Source organism: Candidatus Pantoea persica (assembly GCF_013753875.1).
Lineage (GTDB): Bacteria > Pseudomonadota > Gammaproteobacteria > Enterobacterales > Enterobacteriaceae > Pantoea > Pantoea persica.
The window spans coordinates 86,358-111,333 of the sequence record NZ_SMDS01000022.1 but is presented as its reverse complement, the minus strand read 5'-3'; the positions used below and the strand labels follow the sequence as shown (position 1 = coordinate 111,333).

The 24,976-nt window shown below is 56.8% G+C and carries 25 protein-coding genes and 5 pseudogenes; 8 read left to right on the top strand and 22 right to left on the bottom strand.

The features are described 5' to 3' along the window. Positions 1–204 precede the first annotated feature (204 nt). The 5 genes and pseudogenes from EIO60_RS15240 to lpxL all read right to left on the bottom strand — a co-directional run bounded on the left by EIO60_RS15240 (position 205) and on the right by lpxL (position 4,242). A complete protein-coding gene (locus EIO60_RS15240; protein ID WP_258577297.1) occupies positions 205–849 on the bottom strand; it encodes an oligosaccharide flippase family protein in 645 nt (214 codons plus the stop codon). Between the two features lie 768 nt (positions 850–1,617). Next, positions 1,618–2,009: pseudogene (locus EIO60_RS15235) on the bottom strand (SH3 domain-containing protein). Between the two features lie 128 nt (positions 2,010–2,137). Then, complete coding sequence (locus EIO60_RS15230) at positions 2,138–2,854, bottom strand: alanine racemase (protein ID WP_258577296.1); 717 nt, start codon at positions 2,852–2,854, stop codon at positions 2,138–2,140. A 47-nt stretch (positions 2,855–2,901) separates the two neighbouring features. Continuing rightward, positions 2,902–3,174 carry a type III PLP-dependent enzyme domain-containing protein gene (locus EIO60_RS15225; RefSeq protein WP_258577295.1) on the bottom strand — a complete coding sequence of 91 codons (273 nt, stop codon included), beginning with the start codon at positions 3,172–3,174 and terminating at the stop codon, positions 2,902–2,904. Between the two features lie 204 nt (positions 3,175–3,378). Next, on the bottom strand, positions 3,379–4,242 hold the full coding sequence (lpxL, locus tag EIO60_RS15220) for an LpxL/LpxP family Kdo(2)-lipid IV(A) lauroyl/palmitoleoyl acyltransferase (RefSeq protein ID WP_258577318.1): 864 nt from the start codon (positions 4,240–4,242) through the stop codon (positions 3,379–3,381). 583 nt (positions 4,243–4,825) lie between these two features. On the opposite strand from lpxL, the pseudogene EIO60_RS15215 reads away from it, so the two are divergent. Beyond that, a pseudogene (locus tag EIO60_RS15215) lies at positions 4,826–5,127 on the top strand (TM2 domain-containing protein). A 36-nt stretch (positions 5,128–5,163) separates the two neighbouring features. Here the strand turns inward: EIO60_RS15215 and EIO60_RS15210 are convergent. Continuing rightward, positions 5,164–6,027: a YicC/YloC family endoribonuclease gene (locus EIO60_RS15210; protein WP_258577294.1), complete on the bottom strand. Its 864-nt coding sequence runs from the start codon at positions 6,025–6,027 to the stop codon at positions 5,164–5,166. 121 nt (positions 6,028–6,148) lie between these two features. On the opposite strand from EIO60_RS15210, the gene EIO60_RS15205 reads away from it, so the two are divergent. Next, positions 6,149–6,586, top strand: a complete 438-nt coding sequence (locus EIO60_RS15205) for a DUF3574 domain-containing protein (RefSeq protein WP_374058211.1) — start codon at positions 6,149–6,151, stop codon at positions 6,584–6,586. A gap of 68 nt (positions 6,587–6,654) precedes the next feature. Here EIO60_RS15205 and EIO60_RS15200 read toward each other — a convergent pair. Then, positions 6,655–7,798: pseudogene (locus tag EIO60_RS15200) on the bottom strand (NupC/NupG family nucleoside CNT transporter). 145 nt (positions 7,799–7,943) lie between these two features. Between EIO60_RS15200 and rph the strand changes: the two are divergent. Both rph and pyrE read left to right on the top strand, forming a co-directional pair. Continuing rightward, the gene (gene rph / locus EIO60_RS15195; protein WP_258577292.1) at positions 7,944–8,660 is read left to right on the top strand and encodes a ribonuclease PH; all 717 of its coding nucleotides are present in this window, start codon (positions 7,944–7,946) and stop codon (positions 8,658–8,660) included. A 49-nt stretch (positions 8,661–8,709) separates the two neighbouring features. Further along, on the top strand, positions 8,710–9,351 hold the full coding sequence (gene pyrE, locus EIO60_RS15190; protein WP_258577291.1) for an orotate phosphoribosyltransferase: 642 nt from the start codon (positions 8,710–8,712) through the stop codon (positions 9,349–9,351). Between the two features lie 69 nt (positions 9,352–9,420). Here pyrE and slmA read toward each other — a convergent pair whose 3' ends face one another. The 3 genes from slmA to coaBC all read right to left on the bottom strand — a co-directional run bounded on the left by slmA (position 9,421) and on the right by coaBC (position 11,788). Continuing rightward, complete coding sequence (gene slmA, locus EIO60_RS15185; RefSeq protein ID WP_258577290.1) at positions 9,421–10,017, bottom strand: nucleoid occlusion factor SlmA; 597 nt, start codon at positions 10,015–10,017, stop codon at positions 9,421–9,423. A gap of 111 nt (positions 10,018–10,128) precedes the next feature. Further along, the gene (dut, locus tag EIO60_RS15180) at positions 10,129–10,587 is read right to left on the bottom strand and encodes a dUTP diphosphatase (protein WP_258577289.1); all 459 of its coding nucleotides are present in this window, start codon (positions 10,585–10,587) and stop codon (positions 10,129–10,131) included. Then, positions 10,556–11,788: a bifunctional phosphopantothenoylcysteine decarboxylase/phosphopantothenate--cysteine ligase CoaBC gene (coaBC, locus tag EIO60_RS15175; RefSeq protein ID WP_258577288.1), complete on the bottom strand. Its 1,233-nt coding sequence runs from the start codon at positions 11,786–11,788 to the stop codon at positions 10,556–10,558. The genes dut and coaBC overlap by 32 nt, the downstream gene beginning before the upstream one ends. A gap of 182 nt (positions 11,789–11,970) precedes the next feature. On the opposite strand from coaBC, the pseudogene radC reads away from it, so the two are divergent. The 4 genes and pseudogenes from radC (at position 11,971) to mutM (ending at position 14,063) form a co-directional block, all read left to right on the top strand. Next, a pseudogene (gene radC, locus EIO60_RS15170) lies at positions 11,971–12,527 on the top strand (RadC family protein). Positions 12,528–12,768: 241 nt separating this feature from the next. Then, positions 12,769–13,005: a 50S ribosomal protein L28 gene (gene rpmB / locus EIO60_RS15165; protein WP_258577287.1), complete on the top strand. Its 237-nt coding sequence runs from the start codon at positions 12,769–12,771 to the stop codon at positions 13,003–13,005. A gap of 11 nt (positions 13,006–13,016) precedes the next feature. Next, positions 13,017–13,184, top strand: coding sequence for a 50S ribosomal protein L33 (gene rpmG / locus EIO60_RS15160; protein WP_258577286.1), 168 nt, complete (start codon positions 13,017–13,019; stop codon positions 13,182–13,184). Between the two features lie 69 nt (positions 13,185–13,253). Continuing rightward, a complete protein-coding gene (mutM, locus tag EIO60_RS15155; RefSeq protein ID WP_258577285.1) occupies positions 13,254–14,063 on the top strand; it encodes a bifunctional DNA-formamidopyrimidine glycosylase/DNA-(apurinic or apyrimidinic site) lyase in 810 nt (269 codons plus the stop codon). Here the strand turns inward: mutM and coaD are convergent, their stop codons facing one another. The 12 genes and pseudogenes from coaD to rfaD all read right to left on the bottom strand — a co-directional run bounded on the left by coaD (position 14,064) and on the right by rfaD (position 24,834). Next, complete coding sequence (gene coaD / locus EIO60_RS15150) at positions 14,064–14,543, bottom strand: pantetheine-phosphate adenylyltransferase (RefSeq protein ID WP_258577284.1); 480 nt, start codon at positions 14,541–14,543, stop codon at positions 14,064–14,066. It lies immediately after the preceding gene. Then, positions 14,540–15,316 carry a glycosyltransferase family 2 protein gene (locus EIO60_RS15145; RefSeq protein WP_258577317.1) on the bottom strand — a complete coding sequence of 259 codons (777 nt, stop codon included), beginning with the start codon at positions 15,314–15,316 and terminating at the stop codon, positions 14,540–14,542. Before EIO60_RS15145 ends, coaD begins: the two co-directional genes overlap by 4 nt. Then, on the bottom strand, positions 15,316–16,590 hold the full coding sequence (waaA, locus tag EIO60_RS15140; RefSeq protein ID WP_258577283.1) for a lipid IV(A) 3-deoxy-D-manno-octulosonic acid transferase: 1,275 nt from the start codon (positions 16,588–16,590) through the stop codon (positions 15,316–15,318). Before waaA ends, EIO60_RS15145 begins: the two co-directional genes overlap by 1 nt. 85 nt (positions 16,591–16,675) lie before the next feature. Then, entirely contained in the window at positions 16,676–17,809 is a 1,134-nt protein-coding gene (locus tag EIO60_RS15135; RefSeq protein WP_258577282.1) for a glycosyltransferase family 4 protein, read from the bottom strand. Then, positions 17,802–18,693: pseudogene (rfaQ, locus tag EIO60_RS15130) on the bottom strand (putative lipopolysaccharide heptosyltransferase III). The gene EIO60_RS15135 and the pseudogene rfaQ overlap by 8 nt, the downstream one beginning before the upstream one ends. 19 nt (positions 18,694–18,712) lie before the next feature. Beyond that, entirely contained in the window at positions 18,713–19,150 is a 438-nt protein-coding gene (locus EIO60_RS16295) for a glycosyltransferase family protein (protein ID WP_309484724.1), read from the bottom strand. A gap of 162 nt (positions 19,151–19,312) precedes the next feature. Beyond that, complete coding sequence (locus EIO60_RS16290) at positions 19,313–19,714, bottom strand: glycosyltransferase (RefSeq protein WP_309484723.1); 402 nt, start codon at positions 19,712–19,714, stop codon at positions 19,313–19,315. 490 nt (positions 19,715–20,204) lie between these two features. Then, positions 20,205–20,774 (bottom strand): glycosyltransferase, encoded by a 570-nt coding sequence (locus EIO60_RS15120; RefSeq protein ID WP_258577281.1) that lies wholly within the window; start codon positions 20,772–20,774, stop codon positions 20,205–20,207. A gap of 8 nt (positions 20,775–20,782) precedes the next feature. After that, positions 20,783–21,859, bottom strand: a complete 1,077-nt coding sequence (locus EIO60_RS15115; RefSeq protein ID WP_258577280.1) for a glycosyltransferase family 9 protein — start codon at positions 21,857–21,859, stop codon at positions 20,783–20,785. Beyond that, positions 21,856–22,833 (bottom strand): lipopolysaccharide heptosyltransferase RfaC, encoded by a 978-nt coding sequence (gene rfaC, locus EIO60_RS15110; RefSeq protein WP_258577279.1) that lies wholly within the window; start codon positions 22,831–22,833, stop codon positions 21,856–21,858. Before rfaC ends, EIO60_RS15115 begins: the two co-directional genes overlap by 4 nt. Next, on the bottom strand, positions 22,821–23,885 hold the full coding sequence (gene rfaF, locus EIO60_RS15105; protein WP_258577278.1) for an ADP-heptose--LPS heptosyltransferase RfaF: 1,065 nt from the start codon (positions 23,883–23,885) through the stop codon (positions 22,821–22,823). Before rfaF ends, rfaC begins: the two co-directional genes overlap by 13 nt. 16 nt (positions 23,886–23,901) lie before the next feature. Further along, positions 23,902–24,834 carry an ADP-glyceromanno-heptose 6-epimerase gene (rfaD, locus tag EIO60_RS15100; protein WP_258577277.1) on the bottom strand — a complete coding sequence of 311 codons (933 nt, stop codon included), beginning with the start codon at positions 24,832–24,834 and terminating at the stop codon, positions 23,902–23,904. Positions 24,835–24,976 lie beyond the last annotated feature (142 nt).

Sequence of the window (24,976 nt, the reverse complement as noted above, 5' to 3'; positions counted from 1 at the left end):
GCGCAACGGTATTAAGGAAAAGAGCGGCGCAAAACAAAAAGAGAAAAGAAAAAGAACGATGCGAAAGGAGAGCCGCGCGAGGTTTTAAAAGCGCCGCTTAATTGCAGAGAAAAAAACCGGCTGAGAAAAGAAAAAAGCGTGCTGTTTCCAGCACGCGAATGCATCTTAAGGATGCCCAGAACCCACCATACAGACTTATTTTTATTATTCGGTTCTTGCGCGAATACGCTGAAATTCTTTCAGGTCGAATCGATATTCAGGCTGAAAGCCTGAACGGCCATAATAGCAGTAAATCAACATTCTGAACGACGCCATCGCCAGATAACCCCAGATGGCGCACAGCAAGGACAGCGTTAGCCAGACGATAAATAAGGTAACGCCCAGACCAAACAGCACCGATAAAGTTTCGGTAAAGGCAATACGCGTATAATTTTTTTCACGCTGCAGAATGGCGCAATAGTGCTGGCCCTGCGGAATGATGATAAAGATGGCGGAAACCATTTTCAGCATAATAGCCAGTTCCGGCTGTTGCAAATACAGGCCAATAATATCGCTGCCGGCAAAAATCACGGCAAAAATAATCAGGCTAAGCAGCATGTTTCCCCAGTAAAGTATCGACTGGTCACGTATTGACAGGTTGCCGCTGCGCAGCAGCGAATTTGAGTAGCTGCGATCGGCGAGCGTATCGATCACCAGCAGCCCGACAATGGCGATAGCCAGCAGATTCAACTCGTTCGCCTGCAGAATTTGCGCCAGTAAAGAGAGCTGCAAAACGCCGATGCCGGTAATTTTAATCGACGACAGAATCGACCATTTTGCGCTAATAAAACTTCGTTCACGTATCGCCATTATATGCTCGTTAGATACAGAGACCGAATAAGTTTTTACGTGTTAAACAGCCAAGCTATTTCACCCAGAGATTAATGCCATCTGTCTGGTCTACGCCCTGCGGCTTTGCGACAGGCCTCACCTGTTATTATTGATTCAATGCGATGGATTTCTGATATATAAATTATTTCCCCGGTATTTTATTATCCCGGGATAAGGCCATTTTTCTGGTGTTTAACAAGAAAATAGCCAGATCCTGGGTAAATCCCTTTGTGGCTTTATATTTTCCTGCTAGCATCCTGCTTGCGATCTTAACAAGTTCTTCTTCTGACAGCAGACTAATGGGTGAGCGATCCATTCTTTATTTACCTGGTGTTGTTCTTTTTAAGTTTTGCTGTGTGTGAATGATTTATACCTCGTTTTTTTTAATTTCACACCATAAGAAAAGTCAGATAACCGCGCAGCAGAAATAAATGGAGTCACCCTTTGCATGAGATTTTTTTAGATCGGCCAGAACGTTTATTAATCGTTGTGCAGTGAAGAGGGCGATCGGGGAGGTTAGAAAATGCGCATCCGCCGCAAAAGCACGTCTTTCAGGCATTACAGCGAAGCGGCACGGCTGGCACTCCAGGATTATTCCCGGATGCCTGGCTTTAATGAAACTAGAGAGGATGCTTACCTTTGCTAAAGATAAAGGCGAAAGGGTTAATGCTTTTTTGCCTGACTTTTTTCATTTTTCTGAGCGGCAAGGCCCAGAGAAAACGAAAGCCTGGCGACTTTCGCTCATATTTACTGGGTCAGCAGCCGGTTAAGCCGGTCGAGATCGCTTCTTACAATTCAATATCCTGTGAAAACTACTCATTGGACATCAGGGGCTGACGGTAAACCACCATAATGATTTCCGCGCCCTGCTCATTGGCGATCACGCGCATCGGCATGTAAACCTCTTTGCCGAAGCCGCTGTCAATCCAGTGATCCATTACGCTGAAGGGGTTATGCGGCGTAAAGCGCACTTGACCACATCTTCCGGACCGCGCGCGCCAGCTACTGCCCTCTTGCTCCAGCGTGCTGCTGCTTAGCCCCAACGCCCATTTGGCGAAATAGTCCAGCTTCCAGATGGTTTCATAAAGATCTAACCAGTTACGCGCAATGGTCTGACTGACAATCTGGGACGACAACATGCTACCTCCGAAACGTGGTTAAAACGGCATTAAAGCATGTTGCGCCAGCAGGGAACATGCCGCGCGGCGAGAAGTGTGGCCTGTAGGGTTTCGGTAAAACGGCAGGCTGTGGGCCTGCCGTGGCGCGATCAGAGAAAGCAGCCGCGCGCGTCAACCGGCTGCTGCTCGGCGCGCCCGTCGGCGTAACGCAGCACGTAGCTGGCTGACTGCGCCATCACCGCGTAGCTGTGGTTGGGGAAAATACGCAGCAGGCTACCGAAGCGGTGCGCCGCGCCCTGTAAGGCGAGAAAGTCGTACTCCTCCGACAGTTTGCTTATCTCATAACGGCCGCCATCTTCATCGACGGCCACGCCAAAGCCGCTGGCGTCGGTGACGTGCGGACCTTTATCGGCACTCAGCATTTTGGAGCCGACGTCGATAATGGCGAAATGTTCGTTCACCGTGACGACGCGGGCGATGACGCTCAGCGCCAGCTCATCCACACGGCTCAGGCCGAGGCGACAGGCAGTAAGATCGAGCAGGGCGTAGTTGCCTGGCCGAATCTCATAGGTTCCGTCCGCGATGTCGGCGGCCAGCGCTGTAGGCGTGGCGCCAACAGAAATCGCGCAGTCGGTAAAACCCGCCTCGCGCAGCGCGCTTTTTACCTGCTGCATCAGCTGCGCTTCCTGCTGCGCGATTGCCGCAATGGACTGCGGATTGCCTGCGCCGTAGGCGTGCCCGGCGTGCGAGACCAGTCCGGCGAAAGGCAGCTGCGCCGCCTGAATCGCCTGCGCCAGGGCGACCGCCTCGCCGCGATGCGGGTTGACGCTGATACGGTGCAGCCCGACGTCGACCTTAATCGCCACCGCAATAGCGGCGTCCGGGTGCTGGCGCTGCGCTTCTGCGATGGCGGCTAGCCATGCTGCGCGTCGACAATCAGCGTGGCCTTCGCCTGATGCTGTGTCGCCAGCTGCAGCAGCGTCGCCACGCTTTCCGCGCGAATAACCGGGTAGGCCAGCAGAATGTCGCGCTCGCCGCCGCGGATAAAGACTTCGCCTTCGCTCGGCTTAGAGACGGTAATGCCGTTCGCGCCCAATTCACGCTGACGACGCGCGATAAACAGGCTCTTGTGAGTTTTGATATGGGGTCGCAGAGCTACGCCAGCGCGGCTGGCTTTTTGCTGCATGGCCTACAGATTGTTTTCCAGCCTTGTGGCGTCGATCTCAATATGGGGCGTCAGGCGATCGTCAATGAGAGGACTTTGCCAGCGTTGATTCATGTCCATGCGGGGCTCCTGCACTCATAAATGAAACCCCATCATTCAGCAATTTGCCAGCGGATACCAGACGGATACAACAGCACCAGGGCAGATGCCCTGGCGCGAAGGGGGTCAGACGTAAAGCGACGCTTCGCTTGGCGGACGGGTTTTAAAGCGGCGATGCAGCCACAGATACTGCTCTGGCGCGCGCAGGATCTGGCTTTCGATCATCTTGTTCATATAGGCGGCGGCTGCCGCTTCATCGCTGTGTGGGTAGTTTTTCAATTCAGGATCGATAATCAGCTGATAACCGTAGTTGTCGGGGTTGCGGGTAAGCGCAATGGTCAGCATCGCTGGATTTGTGAGACGCGACAGCACGAAGGTGCCTTTGGTGGTCGCGGCCTTCTCCACGGCGAACAGCGGCGCGAAGACGCTGCCTTTCGGGCCGTAATCTTGGTCGGGGGCAAACCAAACCGATTCGCCTTTATTCAGCGCATGCACCATACCCCGTAGATTGCGTCGATCGATCATTGCCTTATTAGATCGCATACGACCTTTGGTCTGCGCCCACTCCATTGCCCGGTTATTATGCGGACGATACATCGCCATCATCGGTTGACACAGACCGCTGATACGGCCGCCCAGCTCCAGCGACATAAAACGCACGCCAATTACCATCACGCCGCGTTTCTGCTCCATCGCCGTCTGCAGATGCTGTATGCCAGACACCTCGAACAGCTTTCTTACCGCACGATCGGACCAGAACCAGGCGATGCCGGTTTCTGCCAATGCCATACCGAGCGAGGCGAAATTGCCGGCGATCATGCGTTCTGTCTCATCTTCAAGAATGCCGAGAAAGCAGAGTTCGATATTACGGCGCATAATGCGTTCGCGTCGTTTAAGAAAGTGGCGGGAGAGCTTGCCGGTGTTAGCGCCAAGACGCATCAGAACAGGATAGGGAAGCTGAACTAGCAGCCACAGAATGCCCAGGCCCAGCTAGGTAAACCAGTAGCGCGGATGCAGCAGCGAACGGCAGAAAGCTCCGGTTTTTTTCATAGCGCACCTTTATGTGATGAGTGTATGTATCGCATTAAAGAAGCACTTCCTTAAGTTCCCCAGGCGCTATAGCTTGTAGTTATTCGGACCGGCACCTTATCAAAAAGTGCCGTAAGGGAAAGCGAAACTGCCGAATCCTACAGACCTAAATGTTTCATTGAGCAAGTAACCATTGAAAAGAATTTTCACGATTTTCCTAAAAATGCATTTTTTCATTGGGTTATAAAGATGGAAATTGTAACACTGTTCAAAAGGCACTCAAATTAAGAACGGTCCGGAAATGATTCCACATGGTTGTTTACGCAGTATTTACGCTAGTGAACTGAGCAATCTCTCAGCCGTCCCGAAAAATCTACGCTTTGCTATGGGAACAAGATCGCGCCTAAGGATTTTACATGCTCATCTGTCCGCTTCTGGCATATCCAATGGAAACTGAGGATTTTTTGAAGGGGAAATCATAAAGAATTTCTTCATTACTGCCGATAAATGGCTGGTACTTAAAAATATTCGAAATGGAGAAAGTATGTCTGGGATGGTTTTTTGTCGTAGATGCGGTAAAGAAATCCACAGTCCTGCGAAAGCTTGCCCACATTGCGGAGCGACTCAATCGACACAGCCTGAAGGTAAAAAAGCCGTATGGCCGCTTTACTGTTCGCCTGCTTTCTGGGCGGATTAGGCATTCATAAGTTCTATCTTGGCAAGGCGGGTCAAGGGATCTTTTATATCCTATTTTGCTGGACGTTTATCCCTTCAGTTATCGTGTTTATTGAATTCATCTTATATCTTTGCTCATCCGATGAAGATTTCGTGCTCAAGTATGGCTAAGTAATAAAAAGCTCGCCTGATGCGGGCTGATAAAAATCATTCGATGTTCTGAATCTGCTCGCGCATCTGCTCAATCAGTACCTTCAGCTCAATCGCCGATGCGGTTACGTCCGCATTGATTGACTTCGAGCCCAGCGTGTTCGATTCGCGGTTGAATTCCTGCATCATAAAGTCGAGGCGGCGACCGACGGCTTCTTTTTTATTTAGGATGTTATAGGTCTCTTTAACGTGCGCGTCGAGACGATCCAGCTCCTCCACCACGTCGATGCGCTGCGCCATTATCACCAGCTCCTGCTCCAGGCGATTATTCTCCAGCTGCACTTCCGCCTCTTCCAGCTTCGCGACCAGACGTTCGCGCTGCCACTTGAGGATCTCCGGCATCTGGGTGCGCACTTTCGCCACTTCCTGCTTCACGCCGTTGAGACGCTGCTCGATCAGCGCCTTCATCGCGGCGCCTTCGCTTTCACGCGCCAGAATAAAATCATCCAGCGCGGCGTCCAGCGCACTCAGCAGCTGGGCGTTAATCGCATCCAGATCCTGCTCCTGCGCGGACATCACGCCCGGCCAGCGCAAAATATCCATTGGGTTGATGGCGCCTTCTTCGCTCTGCATTTTCACCCAGTTGGCGGCCTGCACCAGCTGTTTTGCCAGCGTTTCATTCAGCATCAGCTCGCCCTGCGCGCTGGGGGCGGCGTCAAAGCGCAGGTTGCACTCGACTTTGCCGCGCGTCAGGCGCTGACGAATGCGCTCGCGAATGACCGGCTCCAGGCTGCGAAACTGCTCCGGCAGACGGATGTAGGTTTCAAGGTAACGCTGGTTGACGGAGCGTAGCTCCCAGGCGGCGCTGCCCCAGGTGCCTTTGGCTTCGCGGCGGGCATAAGCGGTCATACTGCGGATCATAATCGGCTACTCTCTGTGAGAAATAATGCAGCAAGTATAGCGAGATCGGTCGCGCCCTGACAGGCATAAGCGCAGGAGAAGGGCAATAAAGAAAAGATTCCGCTTTCCCGGACAGGCACTTATGATGACCGCTGGGTACTCTGACAAGGATATTTCTGATGTTGCGCTCTGTTGTCTTTTCCCTGACGCTGGCTGTCAGGCGCCGCGGCCGCCGATGGTGTCACCGACCAAACCCGTTGCCGTCTGCGCAGGTGGCGAAATGATGATGCAAACCACGCTGTGGTTTGGCCTCAGCAAACCGCAGGGCTGCAGGGTAAGCGCCGCCGAGTGGCAGCAGTTTCTGGACAGCGAAGTCACGCCGCGCTTCAGGGCGGGCCTGAGCGTCTATGACGCCAGCGGTCAGTGGTTGGAGGAAAAAGGCAGGCTGGCGCGTGAGCCGAGCAAAGCGCTGATGCTGATCCACGTCCCGGAAACCGAGGTAAACGACGCTATCAAGACGCTGCGCACGCGCTACAAGCAGCGTTTTGGTCAGGAGTCGGTGATGCGCCGGTGTGCGTAGGCTTTTAGAGAAGGGCGCGATGCGCCTGAGAGGCGGGTAGCGACGGCGCGCAGGCCGCCGTATCATCTTCAGATAAACAGGCCGGCAAAGGTGGCCGACAGCAGGCTCACCAGCGTCGAGCCGTACACCAGCTTCCAGCCGAAGCGGGAGACTACGTTGCCCTGCTGCTCGTTCAGCCCTTTGATGGCACCGGCCGCAATGCCAATAGAGGCGACGTTGGCGAACGACACCAGGAACACAGAGAGAATGCCCTGCCCGCGCGGCGTCATGCCCGCCGCTACCTTTTGCAGCTAAATCATCGCCACAAACTCATTCGCTACCAGCTTGGTCGCCATAATGCTGGCCGCTTGCAGCACGTCGGCGGCAGGAATGCCGATCAGCCAGGCGAAGGGATAGAAAACATAGCCGAGAATCTGCTGGAAGCTGTAGCCGAACAGCGCGTTGACCGCCGCGATCAGCGCGATAAAGCCGATCAGCATTGCTAGGATAATCATCGCGACCTTAAAGCCCGCCAAGATGTATTCGCCGAGCATCTCGAAAAAGCCCTGCTCTTCGTGCAGCTTATCGAGTGGGATCGCCTCCTCATCCTGCGCCTTCATGGGATTGATGATAGAGAGGATGATAAAGGTGCTGAACATATTGAGCAGCAGCGCCGCGACCACATATTTCGGCGCGATCATCGTCATATAGGCGCCGACGATAGAGAGCGAGACGGTGGACATCGCCGTCGCCGCCATGGGTGTAGAGGCGCTTAGGCGGAATGTCGCCCAGAATTCCCTTGTAGGCGATAAAGTTCTCCGACTGGCCGAGGATCAGCGTGCTGACGGCGTTGAACGACTCCAGCTGGCCCACCAGCCGAATCAGCAGCGGCAGGATGCGCCAGTGCTGCAGAATGCCGAGCAGTGCGGAAATAAAGATAATCGGGCAGAGCACGCCGAGAAAAATAAAGGCGAGGCCCTGTTTGCTCATATTGCCGAAAACAAATTCGGTGCCCTGCGCGGCAAAGGTCAGCAGCTTCTCAAAAAAGCCGCTGAAGGCACCAATTGCCGCCTGGCCGCTGGCAGAGTGCAGAAAGAACCAGCCCAGCGCGGCTTCCACCACGATCAGCTGCACGATATAACGTAGGCGTATCTGTTTGCGGTCATGACTGGCCAGCAGTGCAAGGGCGAAGATCACCGCCAGCGCCAGCAGGAAATGAAGAATTGCGATCATACTTTTTATCCTCAGTGAGTGAGGAAGGCGCATTTAGCCACAGACGGCGTGAAAATTCATCGGCCGCGGCGCGAGTCCGCCAGCAAGACAGGCGGCGAGGAAGTCCGTATAATGCGCAGCCAATTCATTTTAGCCGGAGATTACCATGCGTCCAGCAGGCCGAAGCGCACAGCAGGTGCGTCCCGTCACCCTGACCCGTCACTACACCAAACATGCCGAAGGTTCGGTGCTGGTGGAATTTGGCGAAACCAAAGTGCTTTGCACCGCCAGCATCGATGAAGGGGTGCCGCGATTCCTGAAAGGCCAGGGCCAGGGCTGGGTGACGGCCGAATATGGCATGCTGCCGCGCTCTACCCACAGCCGCATGGCGCGCGAAGCCGCCAAAGGCAAGCAGGGCGGACGCACGCTGGAGATCCAGCGTTTGATCGCCCGCTCGCTGCGCGCCGCGGTCGATCTGAAGGCGCTGGGCGAGTTTACTATCACCCTGGACTGCGACGTGATTCAGGCTGACGGCGGCACGCGCACCGCCGCGATCACCGGTGCCTGCGTCGCACTGGCCGATGCGCTGAACAAGCTGGTAGCGGACGGCAAGCTGAAAGCCAACCCGATGAAAGGCATGGTGGCGGCGGTTTCCGTCGGCATTGTTGAGGGCGAGGCGCGCTGCGATCTAGAATATGTGGAAGACTCCGCCGCGCAAACCGACATGAACGTCGTGATGCTGGAGGATGGCCGCATGATCGAAGTGCAGGGCACTGCGGAAGACGAGCCGTTCAGCCACGAGGAGCTGCTTTCCCTGCTCACGCTGGCGCGCGGCGGTATTGAAGAGCTGATCCAGGCGCAGAAAGCTGCGCTAAACAACTGATTTAACAGGCGACCAGAGAGTCGCCTTTTTTTTGTGAGAGGAGTGAGAAATGAAAGCCTGGCAGCGTCAGTTTATTGAATTCGCCCTGAACAAAAAGGTGCTGAAATTCGGCGAATTTACTCTGAAATCTAGCCGTAAAAGCCCCTATTTCTTTAACGCAGGCCTGTTCAACAGCGGCCGTGACCTGGCGCTGCTGGGGCGTTTTTACGCGCAGGCGCTGGTCGACAGCGGCGTCGATTTCGACCTGCTGTTCGGGCCGGCTTATAAAGGCATTCCTATCGCCACCACCACCGCCGTGGCGCTGGCCGATCACCACGACCGCGACGTGCCCTACTGCTTCAACCGCAAAGAGGCGAAGGATCATGGCGAAGGCGGCCTGCTGGTCGGCAGCCCGCTGGCGGGACGCGTGATGCTGGTGGACGATGTGATTACCGCCGGCACGGCGATCCGCGAATCGATAGATATTATTAACGCGCATCACGCCAAGCTGGCGGGCGTGCTGATTTCACTCGATCGTCAGGAGCGCGGGCGCGACGATATCTCGGCTATTCAGGAAGTGGAGCGCGACTACAAGTGCCACGTCACCGCCATCATCACCCTGAAAAAGCTGATTAGCTATCTGGAAGAGAAGCCGGAAATGGCCGACCACCTGGCGAAGGTGCGGGCGTATCAGAAAGAGTACGGCATTTAACTGCAGACGCGCCCCTTTCCTGCTGGGGGGAGAGGGGATCGCGTCCGGCGAGGTGCTGTGGGCGGCGAATCAGAGCAGCTGCGTGGCTAACAGTGGCCAGCGGGTATCAAAGTCGGCAGTCGGGCGAAAACGGAATTCCGAACGCACATAGCGCGACAGCACACCTTCGCAAAAGACCAGCAGCTGGCTCGCCAGCAGCGCCTCATCCGTGTCGAAACCTTCGCCTTCGCGCATTCTGCGCTCGCGCATCACCTGTCGCAGCTGAACTTCAATACGCTCAAACAACTGGTTGATGCGCCCTTGCAGGCGATCCTGCTCAAACATCAGCGCGTGGCCGGTCAGGATGCGCGTCAGCCCGGGATTACGCTCACCAAATCCCAGAATCAGCTGCACGATCAGGCGCAGGCGCGTCATTGTCTCTTTTTCATCTTTCAAGATCAGATTGATGCGGGTAATCAGACTGTCTTCAATAAATTCAATCAGGCTGTCAAACATGCGCGTTTTGCTAGGAAAGTGGCGGTAAAGCGCCGCTTCGGAAACGCCAACGTTAGCCGCCAGCTTCGCGGTGGTAATGCGTTGGCTACCGTCACTGGACTCCAGCATTTGCACCAACGCCTGCAAAATTTCTTCGCGACGGTTCCGTTTGGCGATTTTTTTCTCTGCCATGATCTTAAAAACCCCTGAAATTTACCCTGAACAGGCATACCTTTCTGTCAGCTTTAAAAACGCGTTTTAAGTCTGATAAGAAATAAACAGATGGTTAAGCAAATGCGGGCGTTACTGACGACCTGAATGGCCGAAGCCGCCCTCGCCGCGGGCGCTGGCGTCAAAATCTTCCACCAGGTTGAACTCCGCCTGCACGACCGGCACAAAGACCAGCTGCGCCAGACGATCGCCGGGATGCAGCGTAAAGCTCTGCTGGCCGCGGTTCCAGACAGAGACCATCAGCTGGCCCTGATAGTCGGAGTCAATCAGCCCCACCAGGTTGCCCAGCACGATGCCGTGCTTATGGCCCAGGCCAGAGCGCGGCAGGATAACCGCGGTGAGGCTGGGATCGCCGATATGAATCGCCAGGCCGGTTGGCACCAGCGTGGTCATGCCGGGCATGATTTCCAGCGCGCCGTCTGTGCAGGCGCGCAAATCAAGTCCGGCGGAGCCAGAGGTCGCGTAGGTCGGCAGCGGAAACTCCGCGCCAACGCGCGCATCAAGAATCTTTACGTCGATTTTTTTCATCATAAAGGCGGACAATCTCGTCTAATAACTGTTGGCCAAGGAGCGTCTTATCGATGAGCGGTAAGCGTTTTTCTCCCTCCTGCCAAAAAAGGTCAAGCGCGTTGGTATCGCTGTTAAATCCCTGTCCGGCTTTTGCCACATCGTTGGCGCAGATCAGATCCAGGTTTTTAAGTACCCGTTTTTGTCGCGAGTATTCTTCCACATTCTGGGTTTCTGCGGCAAATCCAACCACATAAGGCCGGTGGTGCTGCAGCGCGGCGACGCCCGCCACGATATCCGGGTTTTTCACCAGCTGCAGCATGATGGCGTCATCTTCGCCGCCCTGTTTTTTTATTTTTTCCGCTGCGATCGCGGCGGCACGGTAGTCTGCCACGGCGGCGCTGCCAATGAAAATCTGCTGTTGCGCCGCCTCAGCCATCACGGCGGCCTCCATCTCCAGCGCGCTGGTGACGTCGATACGCTTAACCCCGGGCGGCGTCGGCAGGCTTACCGGACCGGACACCAGCGTCACGCTGGCGCCGCGCTTCGCCGCGGCGGCGGCGATGGCAAAGCCCATCTTGCCGGAGCTGTGATTGCTGATATAGCGTACCGGGTCGAGCGCTTCGCGCGTCGGACCGGCGGTGATCATAATGTTGAGATGTTGCAGATTGTTGACGGGCGACGCCCACTGCGCTGCATGGTCGACAATCGCCAGCGGATCGAGCATTCGGCCAGGGCCGACGTCGCCGCACGCTTGGCTGCCGCTGTCGGGCCCCCAAATCAGCAGCCCGCGTGCCGCCAGCAGCTGCAGGTTATGCTGGGTCGCGGCGGCGCGATACATCTGCTGATTCATCGCCGGCACTACGGCAATGGGCGCGGCGGTGGCTAGACAGGCCGTCGTGACTAGGTCATTAGCCATGCCAGCGGCAAGGCGAGCGATCAGGTCGGCGGACGTGGGCGCCAGCACCACTAAATCGGCCCATTTCGCCAGTTCGATATGCCCCATAGCCGCTTTGGCGGCGGGATCGAGCAGGTCTTCAAACACCGGATGGCCGGAAACGGCCTGCAGGCTGAGCGGCGTAATAAACGCTTTGGCGGCTGGCGTCATCATTACGCGTACCTCGGCGCCTCGCTCGCGTAGGCGGCGCACCAGCTCGGGCGTTTTATACGCGGCAATGCCGCCGCTTAAGCCAAGCAGAATTTTCGTTCCGGCTAATCCCATCATACTGTTGGCCTCATCTCGCTGGTTGCCGCATCAGGGCGCGGCAGAATGGCAGAACTCTATCATAAATCCGGCCTGACACCTTTTCACCGCCTGCGTTTGCGATCCGTCGTGTAAATTTGCCAGAAAGTGCTGGTTAAGCATACAGCATTTGACCATGATGTCGTCAACGGCAGGAGGCACAGATGACGACGATGACACCACGGGAAAAATTGCGGCTGATGGGTGCAGAGGCGCTGAACGACGCGGAGCTGCTGGCGATCTTTCTGCGCACCGGCGCGGTGGGGGTGAACGTCATGACGCTGGCGCAGCTGCACGGCATCGCCGATCCAGGGCGGCGCTTTTCGCCAGCCAGATGGCGCAGGAGCATGGGATGACCAATCCGCAGGTGATGCGACACTGTCTGCAAAGCATGCTGGCGCATCAGGAGCGCGAAATTTTTATGGCGATTTTCCTCGACAACCAGCATCGCGTCCTGCAGGCGCAGAAAATCTTTACGGGGTCCATTAACAGCGTAGAGGTGCATCCGCGCGAGATCGTGCGCGAGGCGCTCAAGCTTAACGCTGCGGCGATTATTCTGGCGCACAATAATACTTCCGGCATGGCGGAGCCAAGCCGCGCCGACCGCCACATTACGCACAAGGTCAGCGCCGCCTGCGCCCTGATGAATATTCGTCTGCTCAACCATCTGGTGATCAGTCACGGCGAGTATGTCTCTTTTGCCGAGCGCGGTTGGCTGTAAAAAGCCAGGCGCGTCAATACGGATGGCGGTTTTTGCGCGATCTTCAGGGATCTTTATCTGTTCGGGACTTGAGCACTTGCGCTGAGCGGCGTATACTTTGCCGCCTTTGAGAATCTCGGGTTTGGCGTTTGGGCCAGCTTAGCGGGTTCACATGGAACTCGCCTGGCGGGCTATGAGCCTGACGAGGCGGCCAAGACCTGGTTTTTGAAGCTCGAGCTGATTTGATTTTTGGAGAATAGACATGTCACGAGTCTGCCAGGTAACTGGAAAGCGTCCGGTGACCGGTAACAACCGTTCCCACGCAATGAACGCAAAGAAACGCCGTTTCCTTCCGAACCTGCATTCACACCGTTTCTGGTTTGAAAGCGAGAAGCGCTTCGTTACTCTGCGTGTATCTGCTAAAGGTATGCGTGTTATTGATAAAAAGGGCATCGATACGGTTCTGGCCGAAATCCGCGCCCGTGGTGAGAAGTACTAAGGAACTGAATCATGGCTAAAGGTATTCGTGAGAAGATCAAGCTGGTTTCCTCTGCTGGTACAAGTCACTTCTATACCACCACGAAGAACAAACGTACTAAACCAGATAAGCTGGAACTGAAAAAGTTCGATCCGGTTGTACGTCAGCACGTGATCTACAAAGAAGCCAAAATTAAATAATTTTGGTGCTCTGCGAAAAACCCGGCCCTAGCCGGGTTTTTTGTTTTTGTCGCTTTGTGAGGAGATAATATGCCGGAATTACCGGAGGTCGAAACCAGTCGCCGCGGCATTGAACCGCATCTGGTCGGCGAAACCATTCTTCATGCCGTGGTGCGCAACGCGCGCCTGCGCAGGCCCGTTTCGCAGGAGATCCATACCCTCAGCGACCAGCCGGTGCTGAGCGTGCAGCGCCGGGCCAAATACCTGCTGCTGGAGCTGCCGCACGGCTGGATTATCATTCATCTCGGCATGTCCGGCCGCCTGCGCGTCCTGCCGGAGGAACAGCCCGCCGCGAAGCATGACCATGTCGATCTGGTGATGAGCAACAGCAAGGTGCTGCGCTACACCGATCCACGCCGCTTCGGCGCTTGGCTGTGGAGCACCGATCCAGAAGGCAGCAACGTGCTGGCGCACCTGGGGCCTGAACCGCTCAGCGACGCCTTTAGCGGCGACTATCTCTATGAGAAGTCGCGCGGCAAGCGCACGGTGATAAAGCAGTGGCTGATGGACAATAAGGTGGTGGTGGGCGTCGGTAACATTTACGCCAGCGAGTCGCTGTTTACCGCCGGGATCCTGCCCGATCGTCCGGCGATGAGCCTGAGCGAGGAGGAGGCGCAGCTGCTGGCCGCCACCATCAAAGCCGTGCTGCTGCGCTCTATCGAACAGGGCGGCACCACGCTGCGCGACTTTTTGCAAAGCGACGGCAAGCCGGGCTATTTTGCCCAGCAGCTACAGGTCTATGGCCGCGCGGGCGAACCGTGCCGCGCCTGCGGCACACCCATCGTCAGTGGGAAGCACGGGCAGCGCAGCACCTTCTGGTGCCCCAACTGCCAGCATTAATCAGGCCAGCTTCGCCAGCAGCGCCTGATGCACCGGTGCGGGCAGAAAGGCGCTGACGTCGCCGCGGTGGCGCGCTACCTCTTTCACCAGCGAAGAGGAAACGAAAGAGAAGCCCTCTGACGGCATCATGAACACGCTCTCCAGCGTCGGCAGCAGATGGCGGTTCATATGGGCCAGCTGCATTTCATACTCAAAGTCAGAAACAACGCGCAGGCCGCGCACCAGCACATTTGCCTGCTGCGTGCGAGCGAAGTTCGCCATCAGATCGCTGAATCCCACCACCTCGACGTTTGGCAGGTGCGCCACCACCTGGCGCACCAGTTCGACGCGCTCTTCCAGCGTAAACATCGGCTTCTTGCTCGGGCTGGCGGCAATTGCCAGCACGATGCTGTCGAACATCTGCGCGGCGCGCGTCACGATATCGAGATGGCCAAGCGTAATGGGATCGAAGGTTCCGGGATAAATCGCTTTCGTGCTCATAGACGGCCTTTATCAGCGGCATGATTCAGCGCCCACAGCGCGGAATATTTGTTAAAGGTGTACTGTGTGTTGACTACGGCGAGAATGCAGCCCTGTTTGCCGTCGAGAAAGCCTGCGCGCAGCAGAAAGGTTTTCAGAAACGCGCCCAGCGTATGGGAGAACACAGAGAAGAGGCCGCAGCGTTTGCCGCGCTGGAAGCGCTCCTGCGCCCAGGCAGCGGCGTAGGCCAGCTGCTTCTGCTGGAAGGCGATCAGATCGCGGCAGGTAAGATGCTGCAGATCGCCCTGCAGCTTCGCCACCGGCGCGCCCTGGGTGTCCAGCGACTCGTGCACCAGATTATCGTTGTAGCTCAGCGCGCGCGGATAGAGGCGCAGCACGCGATCGGGATACCATCCGCTGTAACGCATAAAGCGGCCGAGAAACAGGTTGCTGCGGTTCAGGCTGTAGACAGTAGGAGAGGGCGGCTGCGCCAGCACTGCCTCAATGCTGGCGCGCAGCGGCAGGGTCACGCGCTCGTCGGCATCGATCATCAAAATCATATCGCCGCTGGCGTAACGCTGCGCCCGCTGGCGCTGCTTGCCGAAGCCGGCCCACGCCTCGGCGTGAAACACCTTCGCACCCGCCTGACGGGCAATATCGGCAGTCTGGTCGTGACTGCCTGAATCGAGCACGATGATTTCGTCCGCCCAGCTAACCGAGTCGAGACAGTCGGGCAGCAGCGCCGCTTCGTTTTTGGCGATCATTACCACAGAAAGACGTTGGCGAGGGGTCATCAATGGGCCCGTGGCGGTAAATGAGGTTCAAGTAACTGTAGCAGGCGCTGCAGCGCGCCCTGATTCTGGTGCAGCACCTCGACCGCGTGGCGGCCGTAGTAGAGACGGTAATCTTCATCCTGCAGCAGGTTGGCTATCTCTTTCTCCAGCGATATCACGTCGGTCACGGTAATCAATCCCTGCGCTTCCTGCAGCTTACCGCAGATATCTTGGAAGTTCCAGGTATGCGGCCCCATCAGCACCGGTATGGCGTGAGCCGCCGGCTCCAGCGGGTTATGCCCGCCGCGCTCCACTAGGCTGCCGCCGACGAAGGCGAGGTCGGCAATGCCGTAGAGCAGCATCAGTTCGCCCATGGTGTCGCCGATCACCACCCGCGTCGCGCCAGAGGGAATTTCGCCGCTGCTGCGCAGGGTAAAGCTGAAATTGCGTTTTTGCGTCAGGTCGCGCGCGTCGTTAAAGCGCTCCGGATGGCGCGGCACTAGAATCAACAGCAGGTCGGGAAAGGTCTGCAGCAGGCGACGGTGCACATCCAGCACGATCGCCTCTTCCCCTTCATGGGTGCTGGTGGCGATCCACACCGGACGGCGCGGCGCCCACTGGCGGCGCAGTGTCACCGCCCGCGCCGCCAGCTCCGGCGTTACGGAGATATCGAACTTTAGGCTGCCGGTAACCGCTAGCTCCGAGCGTTTCAGGCCCAGCGCCAGAAAGCGATCGCCATCCTCGACGTTCTGGGCGGCGATCAGGGTAATACGCTGCAGCAGGTCGCGCATAAAGCCGCCCAGCTTGCGGTAGCCTTTAGCAGAGCGTTCCGACAGGCGCGCATTGGCGATCACCAGCGGGATCTGACGCTGGTGCAGGATACGGATAATGTTGGGCCACAGCTCGGTTTCCATGATGATCACCAGCCGCGGATTGACCGTATCGAGAAAGCGATTGATGGCGCCGGGCAGGTCGTAGGGCAGATAGACGTGATGCACATCTTTGCCGAACGCCGACTGCGCGCGCTCAGAGCCGGTCGGCGTCATGGTGGTGACGGTAATCGGCAGTGTCGGATAGCGATGGCGCAGTGCACGCACCAGCGGAACCGCCGCCAGCGTTTCGCCGACTGAGACCGAATGCAGCACGATGCTGTCCGGCTCCACTTTTCCTGTGCAGTAGCCGTAGCGTTCTGCCCAGCGTTTACGGTACACCGGCGCTTTGCGGCCGCGCAGCCAGAGACGCAGCCAAATAAGCGGCTGGATAAGGTAGAGCAGAACGGTGTAAAGGGTTGTCATCGTTATCATTTCGACAGCTTGGCAGAAAAATTTTCACATAAATCAATTTATGTTATCAGAAAGGCCAAATGGGCTCACCACTTTGTCAGCGAGGCGCAAGCACCTGCTGGTAAAGCGAGGTCAGCGCGTGCGCCAGTCGCTGCGGCCCATAAGGCTCGATTCTGCGCCTTGCGGCTTCGCCTAAACGCGAGTCCGTTGAAAGTGCGGGTATTGCCTGAATCGCGCTGTTTAACCCTTTAATATCAAATGCATCGCAGACGTATCCTTCCTGACCCGCGGTAATAAATTCTGCGCCGCCGCAGCCGGTGCTGGTGATGACCGGCAGGCCGCAGGCCATCGCCTCCAGCACCACGTTGGGAAAGGGGTCGTAAAGCGTCGGCAGCAGCAGAGCGTCGGCAGCGTGATAGAAGGGCTGAACATCCTGCTGGACGCCGACAAAACGCAAGCGATCGAGACAGTTAAGCTGGTTCGCCAGCTGCTGATAGCGCGACATCTGCTTATCCTGACCGACAACAATCAGATAGCGATCGCTGGCGGCCAGCGCCTCGATAGCGGCCTTCAGCCCTTTTCGCTCGAAGCCGGAGCCGACGTAGATCAGCACTGTGGCGCTGGCCGGCAGCTGCAGCTGCTGACGCGTCGCATAGCGGCTCGCCTCGCTGGCCGGCTGAAAGCGCTGCGTATCGATGGCGTTATGGATCACGTGGATTTTCTCGGCGGGCAGCGTAAAGTAGCGCAGGATGTCGCGCTTGACCATCACCGAGTTGCAGATTACAGCTTTAAGCGATGCGGCGTTGAACATCTCCGTCTCCGCCTGCAGCACGTAGCGATGGTAAGGGCTGAGCATGGCGCTGAGGCGCTGCCACGGCGACACGATGCGCGCGCGCTGCTCCAGCCAGACGCGGTGCACGCCGTCGCCGGCGCGGAAAATATCGCAGCCGGCGATGCGCTCATGGCTCTGCACAATATCGAAGCGCTCCCTTTCCCAGCAGGCGCGCGCCGCGCGGGCGAAGCCGCGTTCGCGCGAAATGCGGCCGAATTTCGGCGGATTGCAGATATGCAGATGCCAGTCGGGGTTCGGCGTGCCTTGCCAGCTGCGCGTGATGATATTGAGATCCAGCTGCTCACTGCCAAGTGCTTCCAGCGCGCGTGAGATAAAGCGTTCGGCACCGCCGTCGGGGCGATATTTTTGCCGGGCGATCGCCAGGCGTAATTTAGTCATGTAGAAACTTCCTTGCGGCCGCAACCACATCCTCCACCGGAATGGAGCTGAGATAGTGCTGGCGGGTCCGGTATCGATGGCGTCGGGGTCGCGGGCAGCAGGCCATAATTGCCCACCCAGATCACCTGATTATTGTCGCCCCACGGCCGCCAGAAGGTCAGCTTGGTCGGGCCGAAAAGCGCGATGCAGGCTGTATTGAGCGCGGCGGTCAGCACCACTTTATGGCCCGCCTGCGCCAGCTGGTCGATCGTGGCCGCCACCTTATCCTCATTCCCAGCATTTGAACTGCCAGCGCGAGGTCAGCTGGATCACGATAAAGGGCGTGTCGACGTCCTGTTCCGCCAGCAGCGCTGGCGACCTTTTCCGCATCGACACGCCCCCCCTTCAGGGAAGATGCCGAGCGGCGTCAGCGCTGTCATATTCTGCTTGACGGTATGCAGCTGGCGATGGTTAGCGGTCGACACCTGCGCATTGTAGCACAGACGCCAGAAAACGTTGTTGCGCTTGTTGAATGCGAAACCGATACACAGCGGCGCGCCGCTCAGCAGGGTGATTAGCGCGTTGCACCACTGGTCGGCGAGATTGATGACTCATCGTACCGGCTGGCGCACACGGCGGCGATCAGGCCGCGCTCATGGCGCAGCTTGCGCCAGCTGCCCTCTTGCTTCCATTTGCGGTCGATAACGTGCAGCTGGCGAATCACTGGATGCGCCTCCAGCATCGGCCGTGTCTCTTTATAGAGCAGCACATAGATATTGGCCTGGGCATAGTCGCTGGCGCAGTGCGTTGACCACCGGCGTGGTCAGCAGCATGTCGCCGTGATGGCGCAGCTTGATTAGCAAAATATTGTGTGGGGTAACGTCTGCGTGAGTCGGGTTTGCCATACACAAATGCTCTTAATTTTCAGTAAGGCGATTGTAGGGCAAACCCTGCGGGAGTGAAACCTGCGGGGCGGTTATTTGTTACGCCAGCGCCAGAGGCGACCGAGCCACACAGCAGCAGCTGATACAACTGCTTAATGCCGCGCGCGTTGCGCAGCATGCGCCAATGCGTTTTGCTGCTGAAGATATCCTCAATCATCGTCTGCTTCGCCGCCGGCTCCGGTTCGCGGCGCACGCAGTGGCAGACGCTCAGCACCTCGTGCGTAATCTGTGCATGAAAGCTCGGGTAGATCTTCACCTTATCTCGGTAGTGCGCGTTAATCTCCTCAAGCATCCGCGCAATCTTCAGATAGTGACGCTGATACTCGACGTTACGCTTGCGGTTGCTGATGGAGGCGTTGTGCATGTAGTAGCGATAAAAAATCTGCTCGGTATAGCGTACGCGCCGCGCGTTAAGCATAAATTCAGTGATCCAGGGGATATCCTGATGGTGTAAACCCGGCTCGAACGTCAGCTGCTGCCGTTCAATCAGCTCGCGGCGATAGATGCCCAGCTAGACCACGTGCAGATAGCGCCGCGTTTTTAGCACAGTATCGAGCCACGCCACGCCACGCCACGCCGCTCAGCACCGGGGTGCTGCGCAGGTGGTCGAGCGGGATAAGCGGCTTGGTGCGGCCGTCGCGCTGAAAAAACATTCGGCGTTGCACTGCGCGGCGTCAAGATCGTCCCGCTCCGCCATCTCCACCAGCATCTGGTACATCTCCGGGCGCATAGTGTCGTCTGTGTCCAGAAAGGTAACATATTTGCCGCGCGCGATACGCAACCCGACATTGCGTGCGCACGACACGCCGCCGTTTTCCTGATGGATCACGGTGATATGAGGATGCTGCGCCGCGTACGCATCGGCGCGTGCGTCGGAGCCGTCAACCGAGCCGTCATCAACGATGATGATCTCCAGTGAGGTCAGGGTCTGCGCCAGCAGCGACTGCATAAAGGTGTTGAACATCTCCCCGGCGTTATACATGGGGGAGATGATGCTGAGTAATGGGGACTAAAGGGGTTCTGTCATTACTGGGTACTGTCCTGCAAAGAAGTTTAAGCGTCAGTCATGCGCCGCATCATTAAAAATATCCTCAAATCAGTAAGATAAAATAGGGTGATTAACGATTATAAAACTGTGAGTCTCCCATACTGAAATAGATAACCGGCACGGCGAGCAGCAAGCCTTAGTAGTGAAGCGGTTTGCTGGTTACGGGAACCAGCAGCAGCGCCAGCATAAAGGCGATCATAATGACGCCGCCGGGCACGCCTTGCAGGGAAAAGCTTTCAACCAGATCGTTATGGGTATGGTACTGAATATTTAGATAGGCAATGGCGTTCCAGGCTGGTGGTTGTCGAGCCAGAGCTTCGCCTGCTGGTTGCGGCTATCTGCCGACTGCCCCCACGAGTGTTGGATAAAGGCCCACATACCTGCCTGCCACATGCCGATCCGCCCGCCGATAGAGGTGCTAGGATCAGCCCTGCTGATAAAGCTCAATTTCCGTTTTCACGGTTTCAATTCGATCAGCGACTCGTGCTGCATATTTCTGAGCGCCGAAGCCGGCTATCAGCATCAAAACAATAAGTCCCAGCCAGAGCGCGCGCATTTTATGTGAGCCATGCGCAATGTGCCAGACAGCAGCACCTACGCAGAAAAGTCTAAACAGCAACAGGGCTGAGCGGGTTTCAGCTACTGCCTGCAATATAAAAGCGACAAGAGCGATAAAAAAGGCTGGAAGAAGCGCTTGATAAGGAAAGCTTTGGCGAATGTTAAAGATATGCAGTGTAATCGCCAGCGCATGGCCTTCCACCAGCGGAGTCAATTTTCTGATATCGTCGTCGGCCAACGAACCAGAAAAGATATGGACGTGAAAGGCGTGGTCAGGGTGATTTTTCAGCATGGAGTAAAGCGTAATGCCGAGACCGCGTGCGTAGGCATGATTAATGCCAAAAGCGATATGAACCGGCTCGATGTTAGAGGTTGAAAGCGTATCCACCAAAATTTTACTTTGCTGAACGGCCTCAACAAGCGAAGTTAGCGCCATTACGCTTTTCATCCTAAATTAGCTGTAATGAAGTTTTTTATCTTATTAATCTTGTCCTGATTTAATCCAAACAGCACTTCAGCGGGCTGGTCGAAACGAAACCGGGTAGCAAAAACAAACGTCGAGGCGGGTACATCTTCCGGGCCGATAAAAAGGACATTATTGACCGGGCGCTGTTCTCTGATTTCGCACGGACCGTATAGCATGATTATAGGAACATTTTGCGCATCAGCAATGTAGGCGTTCCCCGAATCGGAAGAGATGTAAAAATCCATCTGCGCAATAGCCCAAGGGGCCTCCTCCAGCTGTAACGCCCCAATCAGGCTGACAATATTGTCGCGCTCGCCTGTCAGCGTCTTGAGTTCATCCAGCCACGGCTGTTCTGCTGGCGGACCGAAAATAAACCAGGTACAAGGGAACTCTGACAGGCTGTCTATCAGAGTTTTCCAGACGGATGCCGGAATCGTTTTAGCGCGGTTGCCAGCAGAGATGCTGATGCCAATCCGAATACTCTCGCGCGGCGCCAGCAGCGCGGAAGGCGGAGCGGGGGGTAGCCAGAGTGGTGAAGTAGCGTGCTTGTGAAAATCGGTATAACGGTAGCGACGATCAATCAATTTAAGGTAGCTGTCTAACGTCAGATCCTGCTTGCCATGATCAACAATGCCGTTGGCGCTGCGATAGAAAATCGCATGGTAGGATTTTCTGACATAGGTGCGCAGGAATTGCTTCTCCGGCGCATTGCACAGAGCGGCGAAAAAGAGATTAACGCTGTTAGGCTGCACCAGATAAACCCTGTCATAGCGATTTATCAGCTGGAAAGCGAATCTGATTTTGCTGATAAAGCTGTGCTTCACCTCTTCAATAAAGAAGGCGCGGGAAATGGTATCGTCGTGGCGAACCAGCGGCGCGATCGCTTTACTGACTAACACTTCAGAGCGGCCTAGCGCCCGCAGCATCGGCGTAATATTAATAAAGTCGCCGATTTTTGCCGTCTGGATAATCAGAGTGCGGCCGGTCGGGCGGCGAAAGAGCCGGAAAAGCTGCTTGAACGGCAGCAAAAGCAAGTAGATCAACACATAGTTCATAGCAGACTGCCCGCCAAAATAGCCGTTAATTTGTCAGCGACCGTGGCTGCAGTTAACTGCGTCAGATCCTGGTTTGGGGCCTGCACCGCATGCTGATTCAGCCCATAGCCGCCGATCAATCCCGGGTCCGTCGGCCCATACAGCGTAATATTCGGCCGATCCAGCGCCGCCGTCAGGTGGCTCAATCCGGTATCTACCGAAACCACCGCCTTTGCGCCCGCCAGTTCGCGCGCCATCGCTTCCAGCGTCAGCTTCGACAGCACCTCGACGTAATCGAAGCCTTCCGCCAGCCGCTGCGCGCGCTGATGCTCATGCTCGGCGCCCCAGGGCAGCTTAATCTTCAGGCCAGAGGCGCGCAGCAGGTCGATAAGCTCCCGCCAGTGGCTTTCCGACCAGTGCTTGTTGTCGCGCGTGGTGGCGTGCAGAAAGACCAGATAAGGCGTGGCATTGTGCGGCACATTGCGCAGAAAGTGCGCAGCGATGGCGTAGTCGCCCTGGGTCTGCGGCTTCGCATAGCCTAGGCTTTTGGCGAACAGCTCGCGCGTGCGTTCCACCGCATGCTGCTGCCTGTCGATCTCGTATCGTTGGTCATACCACCAGCTGGCGAAAGGCTCGCGCGCGCTGCGGCTATCTTGGCCGTGCTTAACGCCCTTCGCCAGACGCGTCACCAGCGCCGCGCTCTTGATCAATCCCTGTGCGTCTATCACCACGTCATACTGGCGCGACTGGAGATTGCGCTTGAAGTGCACGCGCTCTTCGCACTGCTGGCTGCCGAACCAGCGTTTGCGCCAGCGGCGAATCGCCACGGGCAATACCTTGTCCACCGCCGGATGCCAGCCTGGGATCCGGGCAAAATTCTCTTCCACGACCCAGTCGAAACGGATGCTGGGAATCGCCTGCATGGCGTCGGTTAATGCGGGAAACGTGTGAAGCACGTCGCCCATCGACGACGTTTTAACGATCAGGACGTGCATATCCTCTCCTGCTGATGCGCCAGCAGCTTGCTCAGTTCCTGATGAACGCGCTGCGGCTGGATGTCGATCAGGCTTTGATGATAGCCCTGTTCGGCATCACCTTTACGTACTTTATGGTAGCCGGTAATTAGTCGGATAATGCGTACCTGCTTCGACAGCGGCGGTGTAAAGTCGGGGCTGCTTGGCCCGTAGAGCGCCACCAGCGGACGATTAAGCGCGGCGGCGATATGCATCAGCCCGGAATCGTTGCTGACGATAGCGTCGCAGCGTGCAATCAGGATCACCGCCTGCTCAAGCTGCGTCTCGCCCGCCAGGTTGCGGCAGAAATGGCGCAATTCTGCAGGCAGCGCCGCGATAACCTCTTCGCCGCACGGCCGATCCTTCGCCGAGCCAAACAGCACCACCTGCTTGCCCTGTTCGATCAGCTGCTGCGCCAGCGCAGCGTAGTGGTAGTGCGGCCAGCGCTTCGCCGGTCCGAACTCCGCGCCGGGACAAAATCCAATCAGCGGCCGCTCCGCCGAGAGCTGAAACTGGGCACCGGTGTCGATTTTCTCCTGATCATCGATCTGAAGCTGCGGCCAGAGCAGCGGCAGCGGCAGCGGCAGCGGCTGCGAGGCGGCCACCGGCGCATCGTACGCCAGCGCGATATAGCGCTCCACCATCAGGGGAAACGCCGCCTTGTCCAGCACGCGCACGTCGTTAAGCAAGCCGTAGCGCATCTCACCGCGCCAGCCGATGCGGCGTTTAATACCGGCGAAAAAGGGCACTAGCGCCGATTTAAAAGAGTTGGGCAGCACGTAGGCGCGATCGTAACCGCTGGCGCGCAGCGCTTTGCCGATGCGGCGGCGCTCGCCGATCGCCAGCGCGCCGTGGCCCAGCGGCATCGCCAGCGCCTGGTTAACCTCAGGCATGCGCGACAGCAGCGGGCGACACCAGGCGGGCGCCATGACATCAATCACCGCATCCGGATGCTGAGCCTTGAGGGTGCGATAGAGACTTTGCGACATCATCATATCGCCGACCCACGACGGGCCAATAACCAGAATTTTCATCGCCGGTACGTGTTCCTTATGCGCTACGGTTCAGCCAGGCCATATACTTGGCTAAGCCCTGCGCCACGGTTTTGAATGGTTTGTCATAACCGGCCGCACGTAGGTTGGTGAGGTCGGCCTGGGTGTAAGCCTGATAGCGGCCCTTCAGCTTGTCCGGGAAAGGAATGTACTCAATCTGTCCTTTCTGGTGGAAATTCAGCACCGCGTCGGCCACTTCCTGGAACGATTCCGCTCGGCCAGTGCCGCAATTATAGACGCCGGAAATGTTGTTTTCCCAACACCACAGGTTAACCGCCACGACGTCGTCGACGTGGATAAAGTCGCGCTTAAAGCCGTCGCTGCCTTCGAACAGCTTGGGGGTTTCGCCGTTGGCGATCTGGGTGTTGAGGTGAAACGCCACGCTCGCCATGCTGCCTTTATGGCCTTCGCGCGGGCCGTAGACGTTGAAGTAGCGGAAGCCGCACACCGGAGAATCCGCTTCTGGTAGGATCTGACGCACGTAGTGGTCGAACAGCATTTTAGAGTAGCCGTAGACGTTCAGCGGCTGCTCATACTCGCGCTTTTCAATAAAGTTGTCGTTGCGGCCGCCGTAGGTCGCGGCAGAGGAGGCGTAGAGAAAGGGGATTTCACGCTCCAGGCAGTAGTGCAGCAGATCCTTGGAGTACTGATAGTTGTTTTCCATCATGTACTTGCCGTCCCACTCGGTGGTGGCGGAGCAGGCGCCTTCATGGAAAACGGCCTCAATCGGCCCGAAATCTTCGCTCGCGGCGATATAGGTGAGGAATTCCTCTTTATCCATGTAGTCGCTGATATCTAAATCAGCCAGATTGACGAACTTGGTGCCGTCTTTCAGGTTGTCGACCACTAGAATATTGCTCAGGCCGCGATCGTTAAGCGCCTTGACGATATTGCTGCCAATCATTCCTGCGCCACCGGTTACGATAATCATGTGCTGTACCTTAAAAGTTATGGTGTGAAACAGGCGGTTCCACGCGCGAATGTCTCACATCATAACATTTCATCCCGATGCACACAGCCAGATGACTCTGACAGCGGGAGGAGTCAGACCGCTCTGGCGTGAACTATGCTGC